The following is a 17,777-nucleotide window of genomic DNA, read 5'->3' on the forward strand; positions in this document are numbered from 1 at the left end:
ACACAATGGAAACAATACGCAGAAATTTGGCATTGGCCGATATGGATATCCGCAGGGATGAACGCGGGAACCGGCGCGTCTTTTCGATAAAATTCGTCAGCAAGGAGGGTAAGGTCTACTTTATCCCGCAGGCATACGCCTGTGGTGCCGGACGCATGAACATGAAGGAATACCAGCTTCGGGGGGTACAGCCCTGCGACTGCAAGGGCAATCCCGAAGGGCATCCCTATCCCGTGGATATAGACCTGATACTGGAGTATAACAAAATGAAAATCGTATTCTGATGAACATACTGTTTAATTCAAGCGGCATTCCCCTGCTGATGCAGTCCACGTACATATTCGGAGAGACAACCGGGGCACCGCAGAACGAGATGAAGGACCGTGCCCGGATCCTGTCGCCATACGACTTGTCGAATGTCAGTTACATAGATATCGACGGGGTGAAAGTACGCCCGTGGGGAGACGAGAACGATTTCCCGCAGAAGGCGGCCGAAGAGATCGGAAATACCAGTGTGCTTAATACCGGCTTGAAATTTCTCCGTAACCTGACACTTGGGCAGGGCATTTATCCTTGTACGGTGAACGGTTACGATGATGGCGGTAACGAGATACTGAAGCCCGTTACGGATAGCCGGGTACAGGCTTTTGTTGCTTCCCGGAATGTAAGACGCTACATGGAGAAGGTACTGCGGGATTATCTGAAGTTCGGTAACGGTGCTGTCCAGTTCGTTCCATCGGCAGCGGGTAATTCCTTTGCAGGAGTTAATCCGATAAATGCGCTTTATCGGCGCTATTCCGAAGTGGATGAGTACGGAGCATGTAAATGTATTGTTTCCGGATATTGGCCGCAGCATCCGGGCAAGGGGCAGTACACCAAGCTGGAGGTATTATCTGAATATGATCCGCAGATGCACGCCGAAGTACTGAAGTTTGCCGGGAAGATGAAGAACGGATTCATCCTGCCGGTACGTGACAGCTGGAGCAATGATGACCTTTACGGCATGCCTGTATGGTGGCCGGCATACGTTTGCGGATGGGTGGAGATTGCCCATCTCATCCCCCATTTCCTCAAGAAAGCATACAAGAACCAAATTACCTGGAAGTGGCATGTACAGATACCGTATTCTTATTGGGAGAAGAAATACCCTTCCAAGGACTATTCCGTCACAGAACGCGAAGCGGCCATTCAGAAGTATATGGACTCGGTAGAACAGAATCTTTGCGGCCCGGACAATGCGGAGAAACCGATCTTCTCACATTATGCCGTCAATGAGATGAACGGCAGGATTGAAGAGGAATGGAAGATCAAGCCGTTGGAGAATAAATACCAGGGCAGCGACAACCTTCCGGTATCGGCAGCCGCCAACTCCGAGATATTGTTTGCCTTAATGGTCAATCCCAATGTGCTTGGTGCCGGTATGCCGGGCGGTACATACGCCGGCAATCAGGGCGGTTCCAATATACGTGAGGCGTTCCTCGTGAATATTGCCAATGCCTGGATTGACCGGCAGAATATTCTGGATCCGATTGAACTCTACATAAAAATGAACGGTATGCCGGAGTGTGAGTTGCGTTTCCGCAATACCATTTTAGTAACCCTCGATACCGGAAGCGGTACCAAAAAAACGTTGAGCTAATGATATTCAGTGCAGAGAAATGGAACAAGGGTGCCGAACTCAAGGCACTGATGAAGGTGAATACCGCGATTTCGTTTGATATGATGGAAGCACCGCTTCGGGGTGCCTTCCGGCAATTCCTGTTTCCACTACTGGGGGATGCGATGGCGGCCGAAGTGATTGAGATATATAATTTCGGTCCGAATCCGGATGTGTTGGAACCGAATACTGAAGGGGCAACTGAACGGGAAAAACTGGATGCTCGGCTGCTTGAGATCTGCCAGCGCGCGAACGCGAACCTGGCGTTCTGGAATGATTTCGATGAAATCAGTGTCCGGATTACGGATGCGGGATTTCAACGGCAGAAGTCCGACAATGAAACCTTTCAAGGGGTATATAAGTACCAGGAAGACAATCTTCGGCAGTCTTTCCGCAACAAGGGGTTCAATGCGCTGGATGAGCTGCTTGAGTTCCTGTATGCCCATATAGCGGAATATCCGGAATTTGCCGCCTCGAAAGCCTACCAAGACCGGAAATCCGCCATTGTCCGCAGTACTGCAGACGTGAATGATGTCTGTTTCATTGGCGGCAGCCGGATTATCTTCCTGCGGTTGCAGCCGCATCTGAAATTTGTGGAGGAAATGCTGCTTCAGCCGGCTATCGGTGACAGGCTCTATGAGCATCTGATTGACGGGCTGGTCAATCCCCCTGAAGATGAAGAACAACAGAAGAATGTGGAACGCTTGCGTCTGGCTTGTTCCCGCTATATTGGGACAATGGCGGTCAGACGGCTGTTGATGGAGACGGGCAGCATTACAGACCGCGGACTGTACTTTACAACAATCCGGTCAGGTGAAAAGGGTAATGAACAGAAAGAGCCGGTTGATACGAAACGGATAGCCGTACAGATACAGAACCTGAAGGCGGATGCCGACATGTATATGACCGCATTGCTGCGGATTGCCCGTAGTTATTTTACTGATTACTATGCCGGTGATCCCCGTAGGATATTCGACCGGGACAATGACCGTAAACGTACATTCTGGGTATGAGAGAGCTTCGTATTGCATATCGCAGCTTCGGAGTCCGGCGTGAGGTTATACGCCGGGTGCCTCAGAAATGGGAAGAGCTGACACCGTCGCAGTTCCTGCTTGTGTCACGGTTTTACCTTCAGGAGACGGATGAATCATCCTTCCTGAAGGAGTTCTATCCCCTGCCTTCCGGTGTCATTGCGGACAGCTATTACAGGTATAAGCTGAGTGAGCTGATAGAGTTCATCAGCGACTGTCGTGTCCGGATGGATCGCTTTATTCTTTCCGGTGTGTCCGGATTGAAAGCACCGGGTGAACGCCTGAAGGGGATGTGTTTCGAGCACTTCATGCATGTGGACACCGCCTTCAACCGCTATGCGCGTGACGGCAAGGATGCCTCACTGGATGCTTTCATATCAATGCTGTACCTGAAGGATAACGAATATATTGTCCTACCGGCAGGTGGAAAAAACGGCTTATTTAGCAGGCAGAAACCGCTGATACTGCAAAAACGGCTGTCGGAAGTGGCGAAGATAGACAGGCATGTCAAGTATGCTATATTCCTGAACTATGTTTTTGTCAAAAGGTGGCTTTCCAAGGCGTTCCCTTTCCTGTTTCCGTTGAACGAAGATCCGGAACCGGAGAAGAACAACAAGAAACCGACCGCGCCATCGGTCAACTGGCTTGATATCTTTGATGCTTTTGTCGGTGATGATGTGGCGTTGCTGGAGAAATACCAGGCGATGCCAGTGGCAACGGCGTTCCGCCTGCTTAATAAAAGAATACGTGACGCTCAAAAACAGAAGAAATGACATTTTCAGAGTACATAGAGAATTTGGCCGAACGCCATGTCGATATCCGGCACAAGGAGAATGACGAGGTACATTTCCTTTCATCCGAACGGGAGAAGCACACGGCACTGGACAGCGTGCTCCACTATCCGGCGGTGATTCTGGACCGTGGCTCAGGGTTCGGATATGGCGGTGCTACGGGGGCATACCTGAAGGATCGTGATTATCTGCTCTTTGTATTGGAACATGTGTCCGATACTTCAGACTACGAACAGATAGAGGCCGCACTTGATAAGTGCGAGCGCATTCTTGATGAGATGCTGAACCAGGTACTTGAAGACAAAAGGAAGAACCGCCAATGGATTGCCTTTTCACTTGAAGAGGTAGAAGCGGATTATGTGGTGAATATTGATAGCCAGCTTTATGGGGTGATCGCGGCAATACACTTGTCGCAACCCTATAAGGCTGTTAACTGTAGGAAGGCATTCAACTGATATGGCAGATACGGTTGAAACACTTAAAGAATTAGCCCGGCAGGTACGATATGCTACGCAGGAGGGAGAAAACACGGGAGAACGTGTTGGACGTACCTTGGTGGGCATTTTGAATCTGTTATCACAGTGTTCTTTGGAAGAACTGAATAAAATCTTCCTTCATAAATCCAAGCCTGACGAAACTCCTTTCCTGCTGAAATTATTAGGAGGTGCCGAAGTTGGCGAAACAATAGACTCATTAGTTGCCGGGAAAGGGATTCTACTTAAAAATGGCCGTGTACAGGCTGATACTTTGGAAGCTCGTTTTGCTCTCATTGTTCAAGAAGTGATATTCAACCGGCTTTCTGCCATGGAAAGTGATTATTCTTTTTCTGAATCGGGCACGATTGAGAGCGTAGAACTTCTGGAGGATGGCACTTACCGTTTACCGCTCCGTAAACGTTTGGAGAATGATTTCACGGCTTTGGATGAAAATGATATCATTTACGGCATGGTAAACAACCTTGCCTCCGGAGGAGGAGATTATTATACTTCCTGGTTACGTGTCCTGCATGTGGATACTTCCGCTAATGTGATTACTGCTGTTCTGTATCCGGATAGTGAAGTTCCAGGGGGAAAGAATTACCCGCCGGAGCCATTGATGATAATAACGCGTCGCGGCAATCCGGTCAATGAAGATCGTCAGGCGTACTGGTATCTTTCTACTCGTGAGAAATGTATCTGCATGCTCGATGGCGTAACGAAACCCATACTGGAAGAGCATAATTACGCCATTATCATCGGCAGACTGAAACAGTTATCATTATTCGATAACCTGCCTATAAATTACCGGCATAGCTATGTCTATTGCAGGGGTATAGCCTTTCAGGAACGCCTACAGATTCAGTATCCGGGGATTCCTGTCGTTTCCCTTGTGGACCGCGGAGACTGGAGCTCCGAGGTTGCTGCTTCTGATAATCCCTATTCTGTATCTTCTACGTCTGCGGATACCGTATGGCATTACGGGTGTCGTTGGCAATGTCTGATTAACGGCACGCTTGATGAGCCCCGATTCGGTTCGACGGGATGGGCCATGAAAGAAGGAAACCCAAACTTCTCTATTGATATATCTTCTGCCAACGATTGGAGGATAGACCTGGACAAGATGGATGAAAACGGCAATCTTGTTGATGATCTGGACGTGCTCACTATAACCGGAATGCTATATAACCGGGATGTTACTGAACATATACTTGATGCTGATGTGGAGTGGACGCGTGATAGCGGTAATATTACGGAAGATAACGCCTGGGCAGTGAAACATGCCGACACGGGAAAAGTGCTGGTGCTCAGGCGTGATGATCTCGGAACGAACTTTGTGCAGGTCGGTTCCTGTAAATTTAAGACTACCGTGCTGCTGCGTGACGGTAAGAATGTATACCCTGATGAAATAGAAGTTGTGATATGAAGACAAAGAAAATAGAAGTAAACTACAAACCTCTTAGCGTACATATGGCGATTAACGAGGTTGGTTCCGTATCATCATTGCAAACGTATGATGCGGTGACGGGAATCTTTGAGGCGGACTATACGTTGACGCCATTGGTGTTGTTGCCTCAATGTGATGTTGTTGACAAGGATGGTATTATTAAGGAATTTAATATAAATTCCTCTCTAACCAATCTTAAGTGGTATGAAATCATTGATGGCAAAAGAATCCTGATTGAAACGACGAATACCGGTTATGAAATCACTCAGGAAGGCTCAAATAAAGGTCAGATAAAAGTAAAGAAGAATGCCGCACTCTTGCACCCTATAACGTTGGATTTTTATGCAGAATACCTGGATACGCGCACAAATCAGATCATCGTTTACCGTCAGTCAAAATTAATAAAATGTATCAATGCTACCAATGCCAATCCTTTATTGACGCTTGATAGTGAATCTACCCATTTATACAACCCCTGGGAGGACCCTGTACAGCAGACCATAGTAGCTACCCTGATGGCAGGTGAAACCGATTTTACCGGTGTATCAGCAAAAAGAAAATTCTTCTGGTACAAACGTCGTGAAAATGGCACCCTGACGCTTGCCGGTTCTGATGAATTTGATCTTGATGTGGTCAGTGTGAATGATAATGTGCTTGTCATTGATCGCGAGGCGATAGGAGAAAAGGAGACCTACATTTGCAAGGCTACCTTTTCCCCTGATGGTTCCCCGGCTGCCTCACCGACGGATGCGGACCCTACGGCTACCACTACTATTGTGCGTCGTCTCCCGAATTATGATTACGACATAACCAATCTGCCGAACCGTATTGCTCCTGGAACAGTGACCGTAAATCCCAAAGTCGTGGTAACAGGAGCGAAAGGCATTATCGGCAATGCCATGCAGGAGTTGAAAGCGACCTGGTATAAGGACAGTACGGTTATCGGGACCGGTGAATCCCCCTCTCTTTCCGCCAATAATGTGACCAGCGGATTATTGGGTGTGGATATGACAGACAAGGGTAATTACAAGATACTGACAACCAGTGACGGAAAGGCAATATTAGCAAGTGCTGATAAAGTAATAATAGCAAAATAACAATTAAATTTTAAGAATATGGCTAATTACATCAAAGTAACAGAAAAGGTGGCTGCGTCAATGGGATTGACAAGCATCCGCAACAAGACTGCAGACGGGAATTATCTATTATGGCAGGCTGACATCCTGCGCTTTCCGGGAGACGACATATTTTCCCGTGCGGCTTATTGCGGTGGAGCCGTGCTGACTCCCAATGCCGCAAAAGAAGAAGTGGATGGTACTGATCATCCTGTGCAGGTTGCTACACCTGAAAGGTTCCTGTTTTCCTCGGAGCAATCTCCGTCTGAAGAGGAAAAATCGGAAATAAATAAGGAGGATGAGGTATGAGTATAGCAACCCGACAAGTGAATGTAAGATTTTCGCCGAAGGCGGGAACTTACACTACTATTATCCAGTCTCCAAGCGGGGACCTTTATCAGGAATTTGAAGGATCCGTGGGGGCAATCGGTGCTATATCGCCCGATTTTTCCCAGACGCAGCCGCAGTTGGTGTTTATTGCGACCTCGTCCCGCGTGGCGGAAGGTATTTCCATACCTATCTCTTGTGACTGGTATTTCAACAGTGTGAAGCTCACTTTCACCAATAATGTCTCCACTAATGTGTTTAATGGAGAGACAGGGCATTTCCGCAAGTTGCCGTATGTTGCAGGGACGCAGGATTATTGGGGCTTGAAAATCTTGAAAAACCTGGTTGTGGCTGCGGGCGCGGCTCCTTGCAGCATTAAGGGAGAAGCCATAGTCGTATATGGTAATGTCACCGATAAGGTAGAGGCTATCTACAATATCCCTATTCGTCGGGCTACCGGTTCTCCTTATTTTGTTACTATTGCCGCTGGAGATAACAAGTATTATACCATCACAGAAAAAGGCGGTAGCTGCATACTCAAGGCTATGACTTATCAGGCGGGTGTTTCTGTTACCTCTAATCTGACTTACAAGTGGTATAAGTTGGTTGGCGGTGCCTGGTCCTTACTCTCAGGAAAAACGGCGCAGACATTGACGGTTACAGGTGATATGGTAGATTGCTATTCCAGCTTCAAATGTGTTGTCTCGCAAGGGGGAACTGAAATCGGTACGGATATACAAGGCGTAATGGATGCTTCAGACCCTTATGATATCATTCCTAATCCAAGTCCGGCTGATGAGACGATTGTCGAAGAGGGCGATACTGTGGTGTATACTCCTATGGTTGTGAAAAGAGGCTCTACGACTAAGGCAATGGAGATGAACTTTAATTTTACCGCCATTGATAGTGTAGGACTTATCCTTGGGCAAGCTACTAACCAGGCAAACTTTACTGTGACCTATGCGATGTGTGAACAGGCTGGTACGGATGTAGGCGTGTATATTGAAACTGTGTCATAAATTTTAAAATGTAATTGTATGCCGATAGCGAGTGTAACAAGAAGTGTAAAGTATGCACAGAAGGGTGCTCCCGGAAAGAGTGGGCGTATTCCGTATCCGGCCGGAGAGTACAATCTATATACTTCCTATATTTGTACAGATACGGTTACTCCTTATGTGTTGGATGGGAAGTATTATGTAATGAATCGAAATACGACATGGGTAGGACAGGGTATGCCCTCAAATATCAATTCTCCTCAGAAGGATGTTGCGGTAAATGGATCGAAAGCCACTTGGACGCTTGTTGAAGACTATACAGCTATTTTCGTGGAGATTCTGATGGCTAACTTCGCTAAATTAGCGAGTGCCATCTTTTCAGGAGATTACATGTTTTCGCAGCAGGGGGTTGACGCTGATGGTAATCCGACATCGAATTATGAGGAATTTAATACGGGGAATTTTGTACCTAATCTGCTTCTGGATTTTGCCACGGGCTTATTCAAAGGGAATAAAGTAGAGTTGACGGGACAGATTTCTACCGCTTCTGAAGGTAAGCGAATTGTTATTGATCCAACTACTAATAGTATTGCGATGTATGATTTCCTTGGAAATCTTGTTGGAAAGATTAGCTTTTCTACTGTAGAAGACTATACTTCTCCTGTAATTGAACTATATGATATGGCTCCAACAGGTGTTATAGGTGGTAAGACGACAATTATGCCGGGTAGTGTATCGTTGGAATCTTTATATTTCGGTGATAAATATTCGGTTCATATATCTCCTTACATCGGCATTCAATTTCGAAAAAATGATGTTACAACTAAAACATATGGTAATAGTTAATTGATATACGAGAATTTATAATTACAAAACGAGATCAAAAAATAAATGTTGAATTTGGGCGTTTTTCGCTATAGTTTAAACGCCCGTTAAAAATACAAGGATATGGAGAAGACTACAATTAAGGACTACAACAATGGCTTGGAAACCAAGGATAGCCTAAGTAAAGTGAAAGCTGTTGATGGTTCCGGTAATGATATACTTGTTAATCCTGGAATTGTCGTACAATCTGGAGGGTGTGGAAGATACACTCCGGATGAAAGGGTATCGCAAAGCAAATGGTACAGAATTGCTTTGGGGCGTTATGGGAATGTTCCTCATGCTGTGCTCTTGATGGTAGGCAACTATTATAATAGTGAGGTTCCAAGTTCTCAGTTACTATATATCCATGCTGATGGATATAGTGATAGGCAATCTATTGTTCAGTTGGCAAATTCCGGCAGAGTAATAAGTAAAGCTCGAATTTTATATCAAGCATCAACGGCTAACGGGCCAATGCTTGATATATTTATTCGAACTGCAAAAACAAATCAATTAACGCTTTCTTACTCATGTAACATGAATTTTACTTTCCAATCACCGATTGAAGTTCCTGAAGAACCTGATGCGGGATATTCAGTCAAAGAATTTTCATTTTAAAAGAGGGCGACTACGGTCGCCTATTTTTGTACCATGTCTTTTGCCCCTTAAAAATACAATGGTATGGAAAAAGTTTATTTGAAGGATTCAGATGTAGTGAACGAATTGATAACCACAATTCCGGTTGCTACAACTGAGAAAAATGGTCTTAAACCCGCCAGTGATGTAAGAAAGGAAAAGATGATCGCAACCACAACCTCAAGAATTGTGTATGAAGGATCATCCTCAACAACAGCAATATCTACCTCCTTACTTATCAGTCTTGCCGCTTACGGTGGCGGGCCAATGACCTTATTCTATATGACCATTAACAGGTCAGTCGATGTTTTGAAAGCCCCCACTATCATTTTAAATCGGATAGGTGGGGCAAATGCTCCGACAACTCTACGATTTAAAATATGGTCAACGAAGTACCGGAGCGTTTAAAACATATTAGAGCATACGCAACAACGCCATCCATATATATAAAGATTCGAATACTATTATACTACTTATGATATTGTACTTTATCAGTAGTCTAATCAAGATGAAGTTGACGCAGGCGACAATATTGATGTGACACACAATAATAGTAGGGGCACTATGCCTATATTTAAAATGAAAACCTGTGTTATAATTCCGTCGTCGGTTACCTCTCTTAAATAACTTTGACGAATATCCCGCATCAGGTTCTTCAGGAACTTCAATCGGGTTGGAAAGTAAAGTATTCATGTTACATGAGTAAGAAAGCGTTAATTGATTTGTTTTTGCAGTTCGAATAAATATATCAAGCATTGGCCCGTTAGCCGTTGATGCTTGATATAAAATTCGAGCTTTACTTATTACTCTGCCGGAATTTGCCAACTGAACAATAGATTGCCTATCACTATATCCATCAGCATGGATATATAGTAACTGAGAACTTGGAACCTCACTATTATAATAGTTGCCTACCATCAAGAGCACAGCATGAGGAACATTCCCATAACGCCCCAAAGCAATTCTGTACCATTTGCTTTGCGATACCCTTTCATCCGGAGTGTATCTTCCACACCCTCCAGATTGTACGACAATTCCAGGATTAACAAGTATATCATTACCGGAACCATCAACAGCTTTCACTTTACTTAGGCTATCCTTGGTTTCCAAGCCATTGTTGTAGTCCTTAATTGTAGTCTTCTCCATATCCTTGTATTTTTAACGGGCGTATGAAGCACAATTTGCCTCTGCTGAATTACTTTGTTATCTTCACGGGCAAAAATGATTTACGCATACATTAGGGTGAGTACCGATAAACAAACTGTCGAAAACCAGCGATTTGAAGTGCAGAATTTTGCCAATGAACGCAAATTAGTGATTGATAAGTGGGTTTCGGAAACGGTGTCAGGCACAAAGGCCGCTAAAGACAGAAAGTTGGGCCCACTTTTAAAGAGAATGAAGAAGGGTGATACGCTCATACTTTCTGAAATTAGCCGGTTAGGTCGTAATCTTATGGGAATTATGTCGATGCTCAACCTCTGCATGACGAAAGAAACCTTTGTGTTGACAGTAAAGGAAAGATATGAGCTTGGCAATAACATTAATAGCCAGGTACTGGCTTTCGCTTTCGGGCTGTCAGCTCAGATTGAGCGTGATTTAATTTCTCAACGTACCAAGGAGGGGCTTGCCAGGCGTAAAGCAAGCGGTCAGCAATTGGGTCGGAAGAAGGGCGATAAGAATACACATTATAAACTCACCGGAAAAGAAAATATAATCCGGACTATGCTTAATTATGGTTACTCAAAGGCTGCTATCTGTAGAAAACTGAAATGTAACTTTAAAACACTTGATGACCATTTATTAAGAATGAATGTCCTATGTACCGGCTAAGCTACATGCTACTTTTGCCTATATTTCATTCATTTATACATTATGGCAAAAGCAGAAGTTTTATTCAAGATCATCCGCAAATGGGAAGGCGGATGGAGTGATCACAAAAATGACAAAGGTGGTAAAACCAACATGGGTATTACCTTGTCAACATGGAGATCATGCGGTTATGACAAAGACGGTGATGGCGATATCGATGCGGATGATCTACGATTGATTACTCCGGAAGATGTATTCAATATCTTCAAAAAGTATTATTGGGACCGTTATCAGGCTGATTTTATACATAACCAGCCCATTGCCAACATTTGTGTGGACTGGGTATGGGCTTCCGGACGTTCGGGAATCACAAGGGTACAGCAACTCCTACAGATTAAGGTGGACGGTATTGTAGGGCCTCAGACGGTTGCCAGTATTAATCTGGCCAACCAGTGCCAGTTGTTTGAAGCTGTCAAGGCGGACCGGATCCGGTTTGTTGAAGAAATCTGTAAAAAGAATCCGTCGCAGCTTGTGTTCCGGAAAGGATGGTTGAACCGAATCAATGATTTCAAGTTCTCTGTTCGCTAATTTCTTGTCCTTTTTCCCACTCTCTTCAGCCTTTAGTTTTGTGCCTGAAACTAAAGGCTTTTTTATGGCAGAAGATACTAATCAGAGCAGACTGGTCACAGCACCGGAATTTAAAAAGAATGTAAGTACCTGGATGGACTCCATCATTGGCATGTCAGGAAGCATCCTTTATCTCAGGACTAAAGGTACCAATGAGTTAAACCGGAGTCTGGAGAAGAAAATGCGGTATGCCGAAGGGGGTACCGAAGATGATATAAACCGCATCGCATTCAAGTTCAAGCAATATGGCGTATTCGTTCATTACGGTGTGGGACGTGGATATACCCGCATCAATGGCATGGTAGTCAGAGGATATAATCTGTATAACCGGAAAAAGCGTACGTATCGCAACGAGGCCATCAGGACGGCACTGGTCAAGAAAGGCTACTCCAATGCGGAAATAAAAAAGCAGAAATACCGGACCGAGATCGGTACTTTCACCGTACTTCGCAGACCCGTTGATTTCATTGATGGAGTAATTGACAAACATATCACCGAGCTTGCGGATATCTCCGGAGAATATTACGGAGACAAGGCTTTCAAAAAGATACTGGACACATTTGGCAAACTAAAGATTCAGAAAAATGGCAAAAAGTAAGTCAGAAAAAAGAGGCATCTATCTTTATATAGATGGAAAGGAAATAGTCAATGATGTCAACCACATAGAGAAAGAGTGTCGGCAATTGACGCAGCAGCTGAAGACCATGACTATGGGCTCTGAGGAATACAACCGCACTATGGCGAAGATACAGCACCTTCAGGGCATACTCAAACAACATCGCCAGGAGATCAAAGGTATCACTACCGAGACCAAGAAAGCAACTGTCAGTATCGGCAGCATGGTAGATTGGTTTAACCGATTCGGTGGGGTTATCTTGTCTGTGATCGGTTTTCTGACCGGTGTAACTCTTGCATTACGCACCATCAGAGATGAACGCAACAAATTAGAAGAGTCACAAGCCGGGCTAAAAGCTTTGACCGGACTTGATGATGATAACATTGCCTGGCTGACAGAACAGGCTAAGACGCTTTCCACCACTATGACAAAAGAGGGATTGCGTGTCCGCCAGTCGGCTGCTGAGATTCTGGATGCGTTCATGTTGGTGGGTTCGGCCAAACCTGAATTGCTTGGAGATAAGGAGGCATTGAAGCAAGTAACAGAAGAAGCTATGCGGTTACAGGCGGCTGCTAAGGATATCACTCTCAATGAGGCGGTTGATTCGCTTACTTTGTCGCTTAATCAATATGGCGAAGCTGCTGATCAGGCAGGGCGTTTTTCTAATGTGTTGGCTGCCGGTTCCCAAGCCGGATCCGCCAATATCGCAAGCCAGGCAAAGGCAATCCGGAATGCAGGAACGGCAGCAGCTTCAGCAAATGTTCCCATTGAACAGACGGTCGCTTTGATTGAAACGCTTGCCTATCGGGGTATAAAGGATGAAGTGGCCGGAACGGGATTGAAAAAGTTCTTCCTAGTACTTCAGACCGGAGCGGATGAAATCAATCCCAAAATTGTAGGGTTGGATAAGGCACTGGAGAACCTGAAGAATAAGAATATGGATGCAGGCGCCATTAAAAAGATGTTCGGGGAAGAAGGTTATAACACGGCATCCGTAATCCTTCAGAACACGGAGATGGTGAAGGACTTCACAGCAGCTGTTACCGGTACGAATGTGGCGTATGAACAGGCAGCTATTAATAGTGATACTGCGCAGGCTAGATTAGAACAGGCGCGTAATAAAATGAAATTGGCGGCTATTGATTTGGGTGAAAAGCTAAATCCGGCTTTGGCGGTCAGCACTAATATGCTGACTTATGTTATTAAAATTTTGCCTGGACTGATTGATTGGTTCCAAAAATGGGGCACAACGATAATAGCCTTCATTATCCCATTGGCAACCTATTATGCCACTCTAAAACTAATCTCTCTTTATCATACTACTTACAATGCGATTCTTCGGGGAGGAATCACCATACAAACCGCATACCGGATAGCTACCATTGCCCTGAATGATGCACTGGCAGGAGACTATAAGGCCATAGCCAGGCTGATACTACAAATGCGTTCTCATAATATCATAACTCGGACAGTGGCAGCAAGCACACTTGTTTTTCGGGCAGCAATGGAGACTTTAACCTTTCGTTTTTCTGCCGCAACTAAAGCAATACGGGCGGCATGGGCAGTATTGGGATTAAATCCTTTTGTAGCCATAGCCACAGTCGTTGCAGCCGCAGCGACCGGACTGTATATTTATGCCCAACGCACTTCTGTAGCTGCACGTAGGCAAAAAGAGTTAGTGGATATGAATAGGGAGGCCGAAAAAAGCATCAGCGAAGAAAAGAATAAACTGGATGCCTTACGGAAGGTGCTTGAGGATTCTAAAGAACCATATGCAAAACGAAAGGCTGCATTAGAAGAAATTCAGTCCATTGTTCCGGAATATCATGCTTCACTGACTAAAGAAGGGACGCTTATCAACAACAACTCTCAGGCTTTGGATGGTTATGTAGAGAAGCTCCTTCTGACAGCTAAACAACAGATGGCAAACTCTAAATTACAGGAAGCGCTGAGCCAACGTAGCGAATGGGTACACGAGAACGGTCCGGATGCCATGAAGTTTAAGAATCTTGAATGGGAGATAAATGATCCTGTTAATATGGGAAAGTCTGTTGAGGAACTGGCTGCATCTAACGGGGTATCACCTACTGCGTATAAAGTATGGGCAACACAGAAAAAACGTCTTGATGGCAATGTGCGTTACTACGAGCAGATGATGCAGGACTATACAGCCCAATTACTCGCTATCAACGACAAGTACAAGACTGTTACTCCGGATCCTTTGTCCCCTGTCACTAATGGCGGTAGTGGAGGTACCGAATCAGAAGAAGAACGCAAGAAACGCGTGAGTAAGGAACTGGAGGATCTGGAGACGAAACACATGCAACAGATGACCCATCTGCAAAAACTGTATTTAGAGGGTGAGATTAAAACCAATGAAGAATATACTGCCTTGCAAATAGACCTGGAGAAAAAGACGTTGGATGAAAAACTAAAAATAGTTGGACTGGAACCTCATGAACGAGAAAAGTTACAGGTTAAAATGCTGGAGGCTCAGATTAAATTTAATGAAGAATGTAAAAAACTGGATGAAAAAGCTGAAAAAGAACGGCAAAAAGCCGCAGACAAAACAGCTAAAGAACGTCTTTCCATACGTCAGAAGCAATTACGTATAGAATTGGAGGAAGCTACTGCAAACCATTATAGAAATCTCACTTCAGAAGAAGAATTTGCAAAAGAGGTTAACGGCATCAGACAACGTTACTGGGAGGATTTACTTGATAACTATCAATTGACAGAGGAACAGCGGACAGAAATAGATAAAGAGCAGGCCGAAGCAAAAACAGATGCCGAGAAAGAAAAGTATGAGAAAACGATGGAGATGCACAAACAATATGTATCCATAGTAGAAAGTATTGCTGCTGATTTTGGTGAAACCATCGGTCAGATGATCGCTACCGGTGAGTTGTCATTAAAAGACTTCTTGAAAGAAACAATTCTGATGGCATTGGATGCTCTGGAGCGTGTCATTGAAATTTCCTGTTTGGAAGTAATGGTTAAGAATCTGGCAGCAACAGCCCCTTTATCATTTATTGGTGCAGCAAAAGCTGCCTTGCAAATAGCGGCTATCAAGGCATCCTTTGCAGTGGTTAAAGGCGTGGTTGGCAATTTTTACACCGGAGGTTACACGGGACATGGAGCCTGGGATCAACCGCAGGGTATTGTTCATTCTGATGAATTTGTAGCCAACCGTTTTGCGGTGGCCAATCCGAATTTGCGGCCGATATTCGATGTTATTGATGTGGCACAACGTACCGGAAATGTTGGTAACTTAACAGCTGAAGATATCGCAGCCGTGGCAGGATCCGGAAAGAATACGCATACCGTTCCAGCTAAGGCACCCGGAGCCAGTGCCACAACCACCACCAATGATCCGGCTATGGTGGCGATGCTCGTTGAATGTACCCGTGCGCTACGTAAACTTAAAAATCGTCTGGATGATCCGTTAGTAGCGGAGACTTATGTTACCGGTAAACGGGGTATCAATCAGGCTCAACGAGATTATAAAAAATTAGAGAATAACAAATCACGTAACAAGCAATGACCGAATTATACATTGACGGACAGTTGGCCGCCCTTCCTGAAGGATTCAACTTTACATTCACTTCCGAAAATCCATATTTCACCCGTAGTTCCAATTATTCGTTGGATATAGAACTTCCTATGCCGGCTAATCATGCCATATTCGGACATATTAACCGGATGGATGTAACAAAGAAAAAGACCATACTTCCCGCCATGCTCATTGTGGATGCCAGGTGCCTGCTTTATGGCAGCGCAGTTTTATTGTCGGTAGAGGACACATTGGTTAAAGTGCAGCTGGTATCTGGTAATGCGGAGTTTAATCTTCTTACGAATGATGATATCTATATTGATGAGTTAGAGCTGGGAGGTCCTTATATGCCTCCGCAGCCGGGAATCTTTCAATTCTTCTTACCGGAATCAGAAATGAAGGCAGCCTACGGCTCGGTAGATGAAGTGGATGGGGTTTTTCTCCCGGTATTTTATCAAGAAACAAAAGAGGAGAATTTGGTCAATAGAGTTACATATGAAGAGGGAACAACCAACTTTAATCCCGGCTCTAACATGTTTGTAGGAAGTTTCCAACCCTACCTGCTTACGGTCATCAAAAAACTGGTTGAATATTTCGGATATACCTTTGATACTACTTTCTTTGATAACAGCTTCTTGCGGAATATCTATATATGCAGTGCGGTAAACTCATTCCGCATTGAAACAGCATTGCCACACTGGACAGTTTCCGAGTTCTTTGATGAATTGGAGAAATTCCTGGGTGTCATTACCGTTGTAGACGAACATGCCAAAGTAGTACGCTTTGTTGAACTGAATAATTATTTCTCCAATCCCGATAAAGAGATCATTGATCACGCTGCATTGTTGCGTGAATATGCGGTCGAAGTGGACGAGGAGAAGAACGATAAGGATGTAACCTCTGGCAATGTCGGTTATGATCTTCCCTCCACTTCAGATGACGGCTACTTCCGACTGGATCGGTATCTGCTGAAGGCTGCTAAAAAGGCTGAATATGCCAACTATCAGGATATGAAAAATGCTTACGACAGTATGAATAATGAAGAACGGAAAAGGGTGATATTTGTCGTAGGTAAACGTTACTACATCAACTACAATGAGAATGAGACAGACACACTGCGTGAAGTCAATCTATATGCTGACCTTATCCGTGATCCGGAATCTTATGATACGGATGCCGAGCTGAAGATAGTCCCTGCCAAGATTGTACAATATGATCGTGGTACATGGAAACGGCTGGAACATAATTTCGATGTGGTGAGAACTGACACCAGCTTAGTTTTGAATATTCCCTTAATCAGCTATTACCGCAAAAATTATAATCCGGATTGGATAATCAGTCCTCAGGGTGAAGCTTTCAATATCCAAGAAGCCATCAGCGGTGATGTTGAGTTACCGGAAAAACAGCAAAAGAATGATCGTATGGAGATAGCTTTCAATACCGGAAAGTTCAATCGGCAGAACGTGACCTCTAACGGACAAACCAAACCTTACAGTCATGCTTATCCGTTTACCGACTACCAGCAGAAAACTGCTGCGCAGCTCACTGATTTTCTTCCGTATTCGCTCAGTCTGAATGACGTTTGTCCGGACAGCATAGGTCATCGGCTTTCTGTTCTGAAGATGTTTCATTCCAATATTCCCTATACTATCAATTTCCAGGCTAACCGTTTGCCGGATGTTAACAAGGTATTTCTTATTGGTAATAAGCAATATTTGTGCGAGAAGATTGAGGCGGAAATAGATGCGGATGGGTTAAATAGGGTGCTGAAGGGGACTTTTTACAGGGTAGAATAAAAATCCCCGTAGCGGTTCATACTACGGGGATAAGTGT

Annotated in this window: 18 protein-coding genes; 17 read left to right on the plus strand and 1 reads right to left on the minus strand. The window is 44.6% G+C overall.

Annotated features, from left to right (window positions below; genetic code table 11):
* Positions 1 to 5: 5 nt before the first annotated feature.
* From K6V21_RS09110 to K6V21_RS09165, 12 genes are all read left to right on the plus strand, one after another.
* Positions 6 to 284 carry a hypothetical protein gene (locus tag K6V21_RS09110; RefSeq protein ID WP_025834352.1) on the plus strand — a complete coding sequence of 93 codons (279 nt, stop codon included), beginning with the start codon at positions 6 to 8 and terminating at the stop codon, positions 282 to 284.
* Positions 284 to 1,639 carry a hypothetical protein gene (locus K6V21_RS09115; RefSeq protein WP_224321556.1) on the plus strand — a complete coding sequence of 452 codons (1,356 nt, stop codon included), beginning with the start codon at positions 284 to 286 and terminating at the stop codon, positions 1,637 to 1,639. The genes K6V21_RS09110 and K6V21_RS09115 overlap by 1 nt, the downstream gene beginning before the upstream one ends.
* Positions 1,639 to 2,670: a DUF6712 family protein gene (locus K6V21_RS09120; protein WP_224321557.1), complete on the plus strand. Its 1,032-nt coding sequence runs from the start codon at positions 1,639 to 1,641 to the stop codon at positions 2,668 to 2,670. The genes K6V21_RS09115 and K6V21_RS09120 overlap by 1 nt, the downstream gene beginning before the upstream one ends.
* The gene (locus tag K6V21_RS09125; RefSeq protein ID WP_224321558.1) at positions 2,667 to 3,461 is read left to right on the plus strand and encodes a hypothetical protein; all 795 of its coding nucleotides are present in this window, start codon (positions 2,667 to 2,669) and stop codon (positions 3,459 to 3,461) included. The genes K6V21_RS09120 and K6V21_RS09125 overlap by 4 nt, the downstream gene beginning before the upstream one ends.
* Positions 3,458 to 3,934: a hypothetical protein gene (locus tag K6V21_RS09130; protein ID WP_025834359.1), complete on the plus strand. Its 477-nt coding sequence runs from the start codon at positions 3,458 to 3,460 to the stop codon at positions 3,932 to 3,934. The genes K6V21_RS09125 and K6V21_RS09130 overlap by 4 nt, the downstream gene beginning before the upstream one ends.
* 1 nt (position 3,935) lies before the next feature.
* Positions 3,936 to 5,381, plus strand: a complete 1,446-nt coding sequence (locus tag K6V21_RS09135; RefSeq protein WP_224321559.1) for a hypothetical protein — start codon at positions 3,936 to 3,938, stop codon at positions 5,379 to 5,381.
* Positions 5,378 to 6,499, plus strand: coding sequence for a hypothetical protein (locus K6V21_RS09140; RefSeq protein ID WP_224321560.1), 1,122 nt, complete (start codon positions 5,378 to 5,380; stop codon positions 6,497 to 6,499). Before K6V21_RS09135 ends, K6V21_RS09140 begins: the two co-directional genes overlap by 4 nt.
* Positions 6,500 to 6,517: 18 nt before the next feature.
* Positions 6,518 to 6,826, plus strand: a complete 309-nt coding sequence (locus K6V21_RS09145; protein ID WP_224321561.1) for a hypothetical protein — start codon at positions 6,518 to 6,520, stop codon at positions 6,824 to 6,826.
* On the plus strand, positions 6,823 to 7,863 hold the full coding sequence (locus K6V21_RS09150; protein ID WP_224321562.1) for a hypothetical protein: 1,041 nt from the start codon (positions 6,823 to 6,825) through the stop codon (positions 7,861 to 7,863). The genes K6V21_RS09145 and K6V21_RS09150 overlap by 4 nt, the downstream gene beginning before the upstream one ends.
* Before the next feature lie 18 nt (positions 7,864 to 7,881).
* Complete coding sequence (locus K6V21_RS09155) at positions 7,882 to 8,685, plus strand: hypothetical protein (RefSeq protein ID WP_224321563.1); 804 nt, start codon at positions 7,882 to 7,884, stop codon at positions 8,683 to 8,685.
* A 102-nt stretch (positions 8,686 to 8,787) separates the two neighbouring features.
* Positions 8,788 to 9,321 (plus strand): hypothetical protein, encoded by a 534-nt coding sequence (locus K6V21_RS09160; RefSeq protein WP_034524878.1) that lies wholly within the window; start codon positions 8,788 to 8,790, stop codon positions 9,319 to 9,321.
* A 63-nt stretch (positions 9,322 to 9,384) separates the two neighbouring features.
* Positions 9,385 to 9,747 carry a hypothetical protein gene (locus tag K6V21_RS09165; protein WP_224321564.1) on the plus strand — a complete coding sequence of 121 codons (363 nt, stop codon included), beginning with the start codon at positions 9,385 to 9,387 and terminating at the stop codon, positions 9,745 to 9,747.
* Between the two features lie 6 nt (positions 9,748 to 9,753).
* Here the strand turns inward: K6V21_RS09165 and K6V21_RS09170 are convergent, their stop codons facing one another.
* Complete coding sequence (locus K6V21_RS09170) at positions 9,754 to 10,485, minus strand: hypothetical protein (RefSeq protein WP_224321565.1); 732 nt, start codon at positions 10,483 to 10,485, stop codon at positions 9,754 to 9,756.
* 75 nt (positions 10,486 to 10,560) lie between these two features.
* On the opposite strand from K6V21_RS09170, the gene K6V21_RS09175 reads away from it, so the two are divergent.
* The 5 genes from K6V21_RS09175 (at position 10,561) to K6V21_RS09195 (ending at position 17,740) form a co-directional block, all read left to right on the plus strand.
* Positions 10,561 to 11,169, plus strand: a complete 609-nt coding sequence (locus K6V21_RS09175; protein ID WP_224321566.1) for a master DNA invertase Mpi family serine-type recombinase — start codon at positions 10,561 to 10,563, stop codon at positions 11,167 to 11,169.
* Between the two features lie 42 nt (positions 11,170 to 11,211).
* Positions 11,212 to 11,736: a glycoside hydrolase family 108 protein gene (locus K6V21_RS09180; RefSeq protein WP_224321567.1), complete on the plus strand. Its 525-nt coding sequence runs from the start codon at positions 11,212 to 11,214 to the stop codon at positions 11,734 to 11,736.
* Positions 11,737 to 11,800: 64 nt separating this feature from the next.
* Complete coding sequence (locus tag K6V21_RS09185) at positions 11,801 to 12,373, plus strand: hypothetical protein (RefSeq protein ID WP_224321568.1); 573 nt, start codon at positions 11,801 to 11,803, stop codon at positions 12,371 to 12,373.
* Positions 12,360 to 15,935 (plus strand): phage tail tape measure protein, encoded by a 3,576-nt coding sequence (locus tag K6V21_RS09190; RefSeq protein ID WP_224321569.1) that lies wholly within the window; start codon positions 12,360 to 12,362, stop codon positions 15,933 to 15,935. The genes K6V21_RS09185 and K6V21_RS09190 overlap by 14 nt, the downstream gene beginning before the upstream one ends.
* Positions 15,932 to 17,740 (plus strand): hypothetical protein, encoded by a 1,809-nt coding sequence (locus K6V21_RS09195; protein ID WP_224321570.1) that lies wholly within the window; start codon positions 15,932 to 15,934, stop codon positions 17,738 to 17,740. Before K6V21_RS09190 ends, K6V21_RS09195 begins: the two co-directional genes overlap by 4 nt.
* Positions 17,741 to 17,777 lie beyond the last annotated feature (37 nt).

The organism is Bacteroides cellulosilyticus, from assembly GCF_020091405.1.
Lineage (GTDB): Bacteria > Bacteroidota > Bacteroidia > Bacteroidales > Bacteroidaceae > Bacteroides.

Bases quoted from the DNA above. Each gene is read 5' to 3' on its own strand.
- K6V21_RS09170 (WP_224321565.1), bottom strand. From the start codon at position 10,485: ATGGAGAAGACTACAATTAAGGACTACAACAATGGCTTGGAAACCAAG.
- K6V21_RS09150 (WP_224321562.1), top strand. From the start codon at position 6,823: ATGAGTATAGCAACCCGACAAGTGAATGTAAGATTTTCGCCGAAGGCG.
- K6V21_RS09155 (WP_224321563.1), top strand. From the start codon at position 7,882: ATGCCGATAGCGAGTGTAACAAGAAGTGTAAAGTATGCACAGAAGGGT.
- K6V21_RS09120 (WP_224321557.1), top strand. From the start codon at position 1,639: ATGATATTCAGTGCAGAGAAATGGAACAAGGGTGCCGAACTCAAGGCA.
- K6V21_RS09135 (WP_224321559.1), top strand. From the start codon at position 3,936: ATGGCAGATACGGTTGAAACACTTAAAGAATTAGCCCGGCAGGTACGA.
- K6V21_RS09165 (WP_224321564.1), top strand. From the start codon at position 9,385: ATGGAAAAAGTTTATTTGAAGGATTCAGATGTAGTGAACGAATTGATA.
- K6V21_RS09160 (WP_034524878.1), top strand. From the start codon at position 8,788: ATGGAGAAGACTACAATTAAGGACTACAACAATGGCTTGGAAACCAAG.
- K6V21_RS09110 (WP_025834352.1), top strand. From the start codon at position 6: ATGGAAACAATACGCAGAAATTTGGCATTGGCCGATATGGATATCCGC.
- K6V21_RS09185 (WP_224321568.1), top strand. From the start codon at position 11,801: ATGGCAGAAGATACTAATCAGAGCAGACTGGTCACAGCACCGGAATTT.
- K6V21_RS09145 (WP_224321561.1), top strand. From the start codon at position 6,518: ATGGCTAATTACATCAAAGTAACAGAAAAGGTGGCTGCGTCAATGGGA.
- K6V21_RS09180 (WP_224321567.1), top strand. From the start codon at position 11,212: ATGGCAAAAGCAGAAGTTTTATTCAAGATCATCCGCAAATGGGAAGGC.
- K6V21_RS09175 (WP_224321566.1), top strand. From the start codon at position 10,561: ATGATTTACGCATACATTAGGGTGAGTACCGATAAACAAACTGTCGAA.
- K6V21_RS09115 (WP_224321556.1), top strand. From the start codon at position 284: ATGAACATACTGTTTAATTCAAGCGGCATTCCCCTGCTGATGCAGTCC.
- K6V21_RS09195 (WP_224321570.1), top strand. From the start codon at position 15,932: ATGACCGAATTATACATTGACGGACAGTTGGCCGCCCTTCCTGAAGGA.
- K6V21_RS09190 (WP_224321569.1), top strand. From the start codon at position 12,360: ATGGCAAAAAGTAAGTCAGAAAAAAGAGGCATCTATCTTTATATAGAT.
- K6V21_RS09130 (WP_025834359.1), top strand. From the start codon at position 3,458: ATGACATTTTCAGAGTACATAGAGAATTTGGCCGAACGCCATGTCGAT.
- K6V21_RS09140 (WP_224321560.1), top strand. From the start codon at position 5,378: ATGAAGACAAAGAAAATAGAAGTAAACTACAAACCTCTTAGCGTACAT.
- K6V21_RS09125 (WP_224321558.1), top strand. From the start codon at position 2,667: ATGAGAGAGCTTCGTATTGCATATCGCAGCTTCGGAGTCCGGCGTGAG.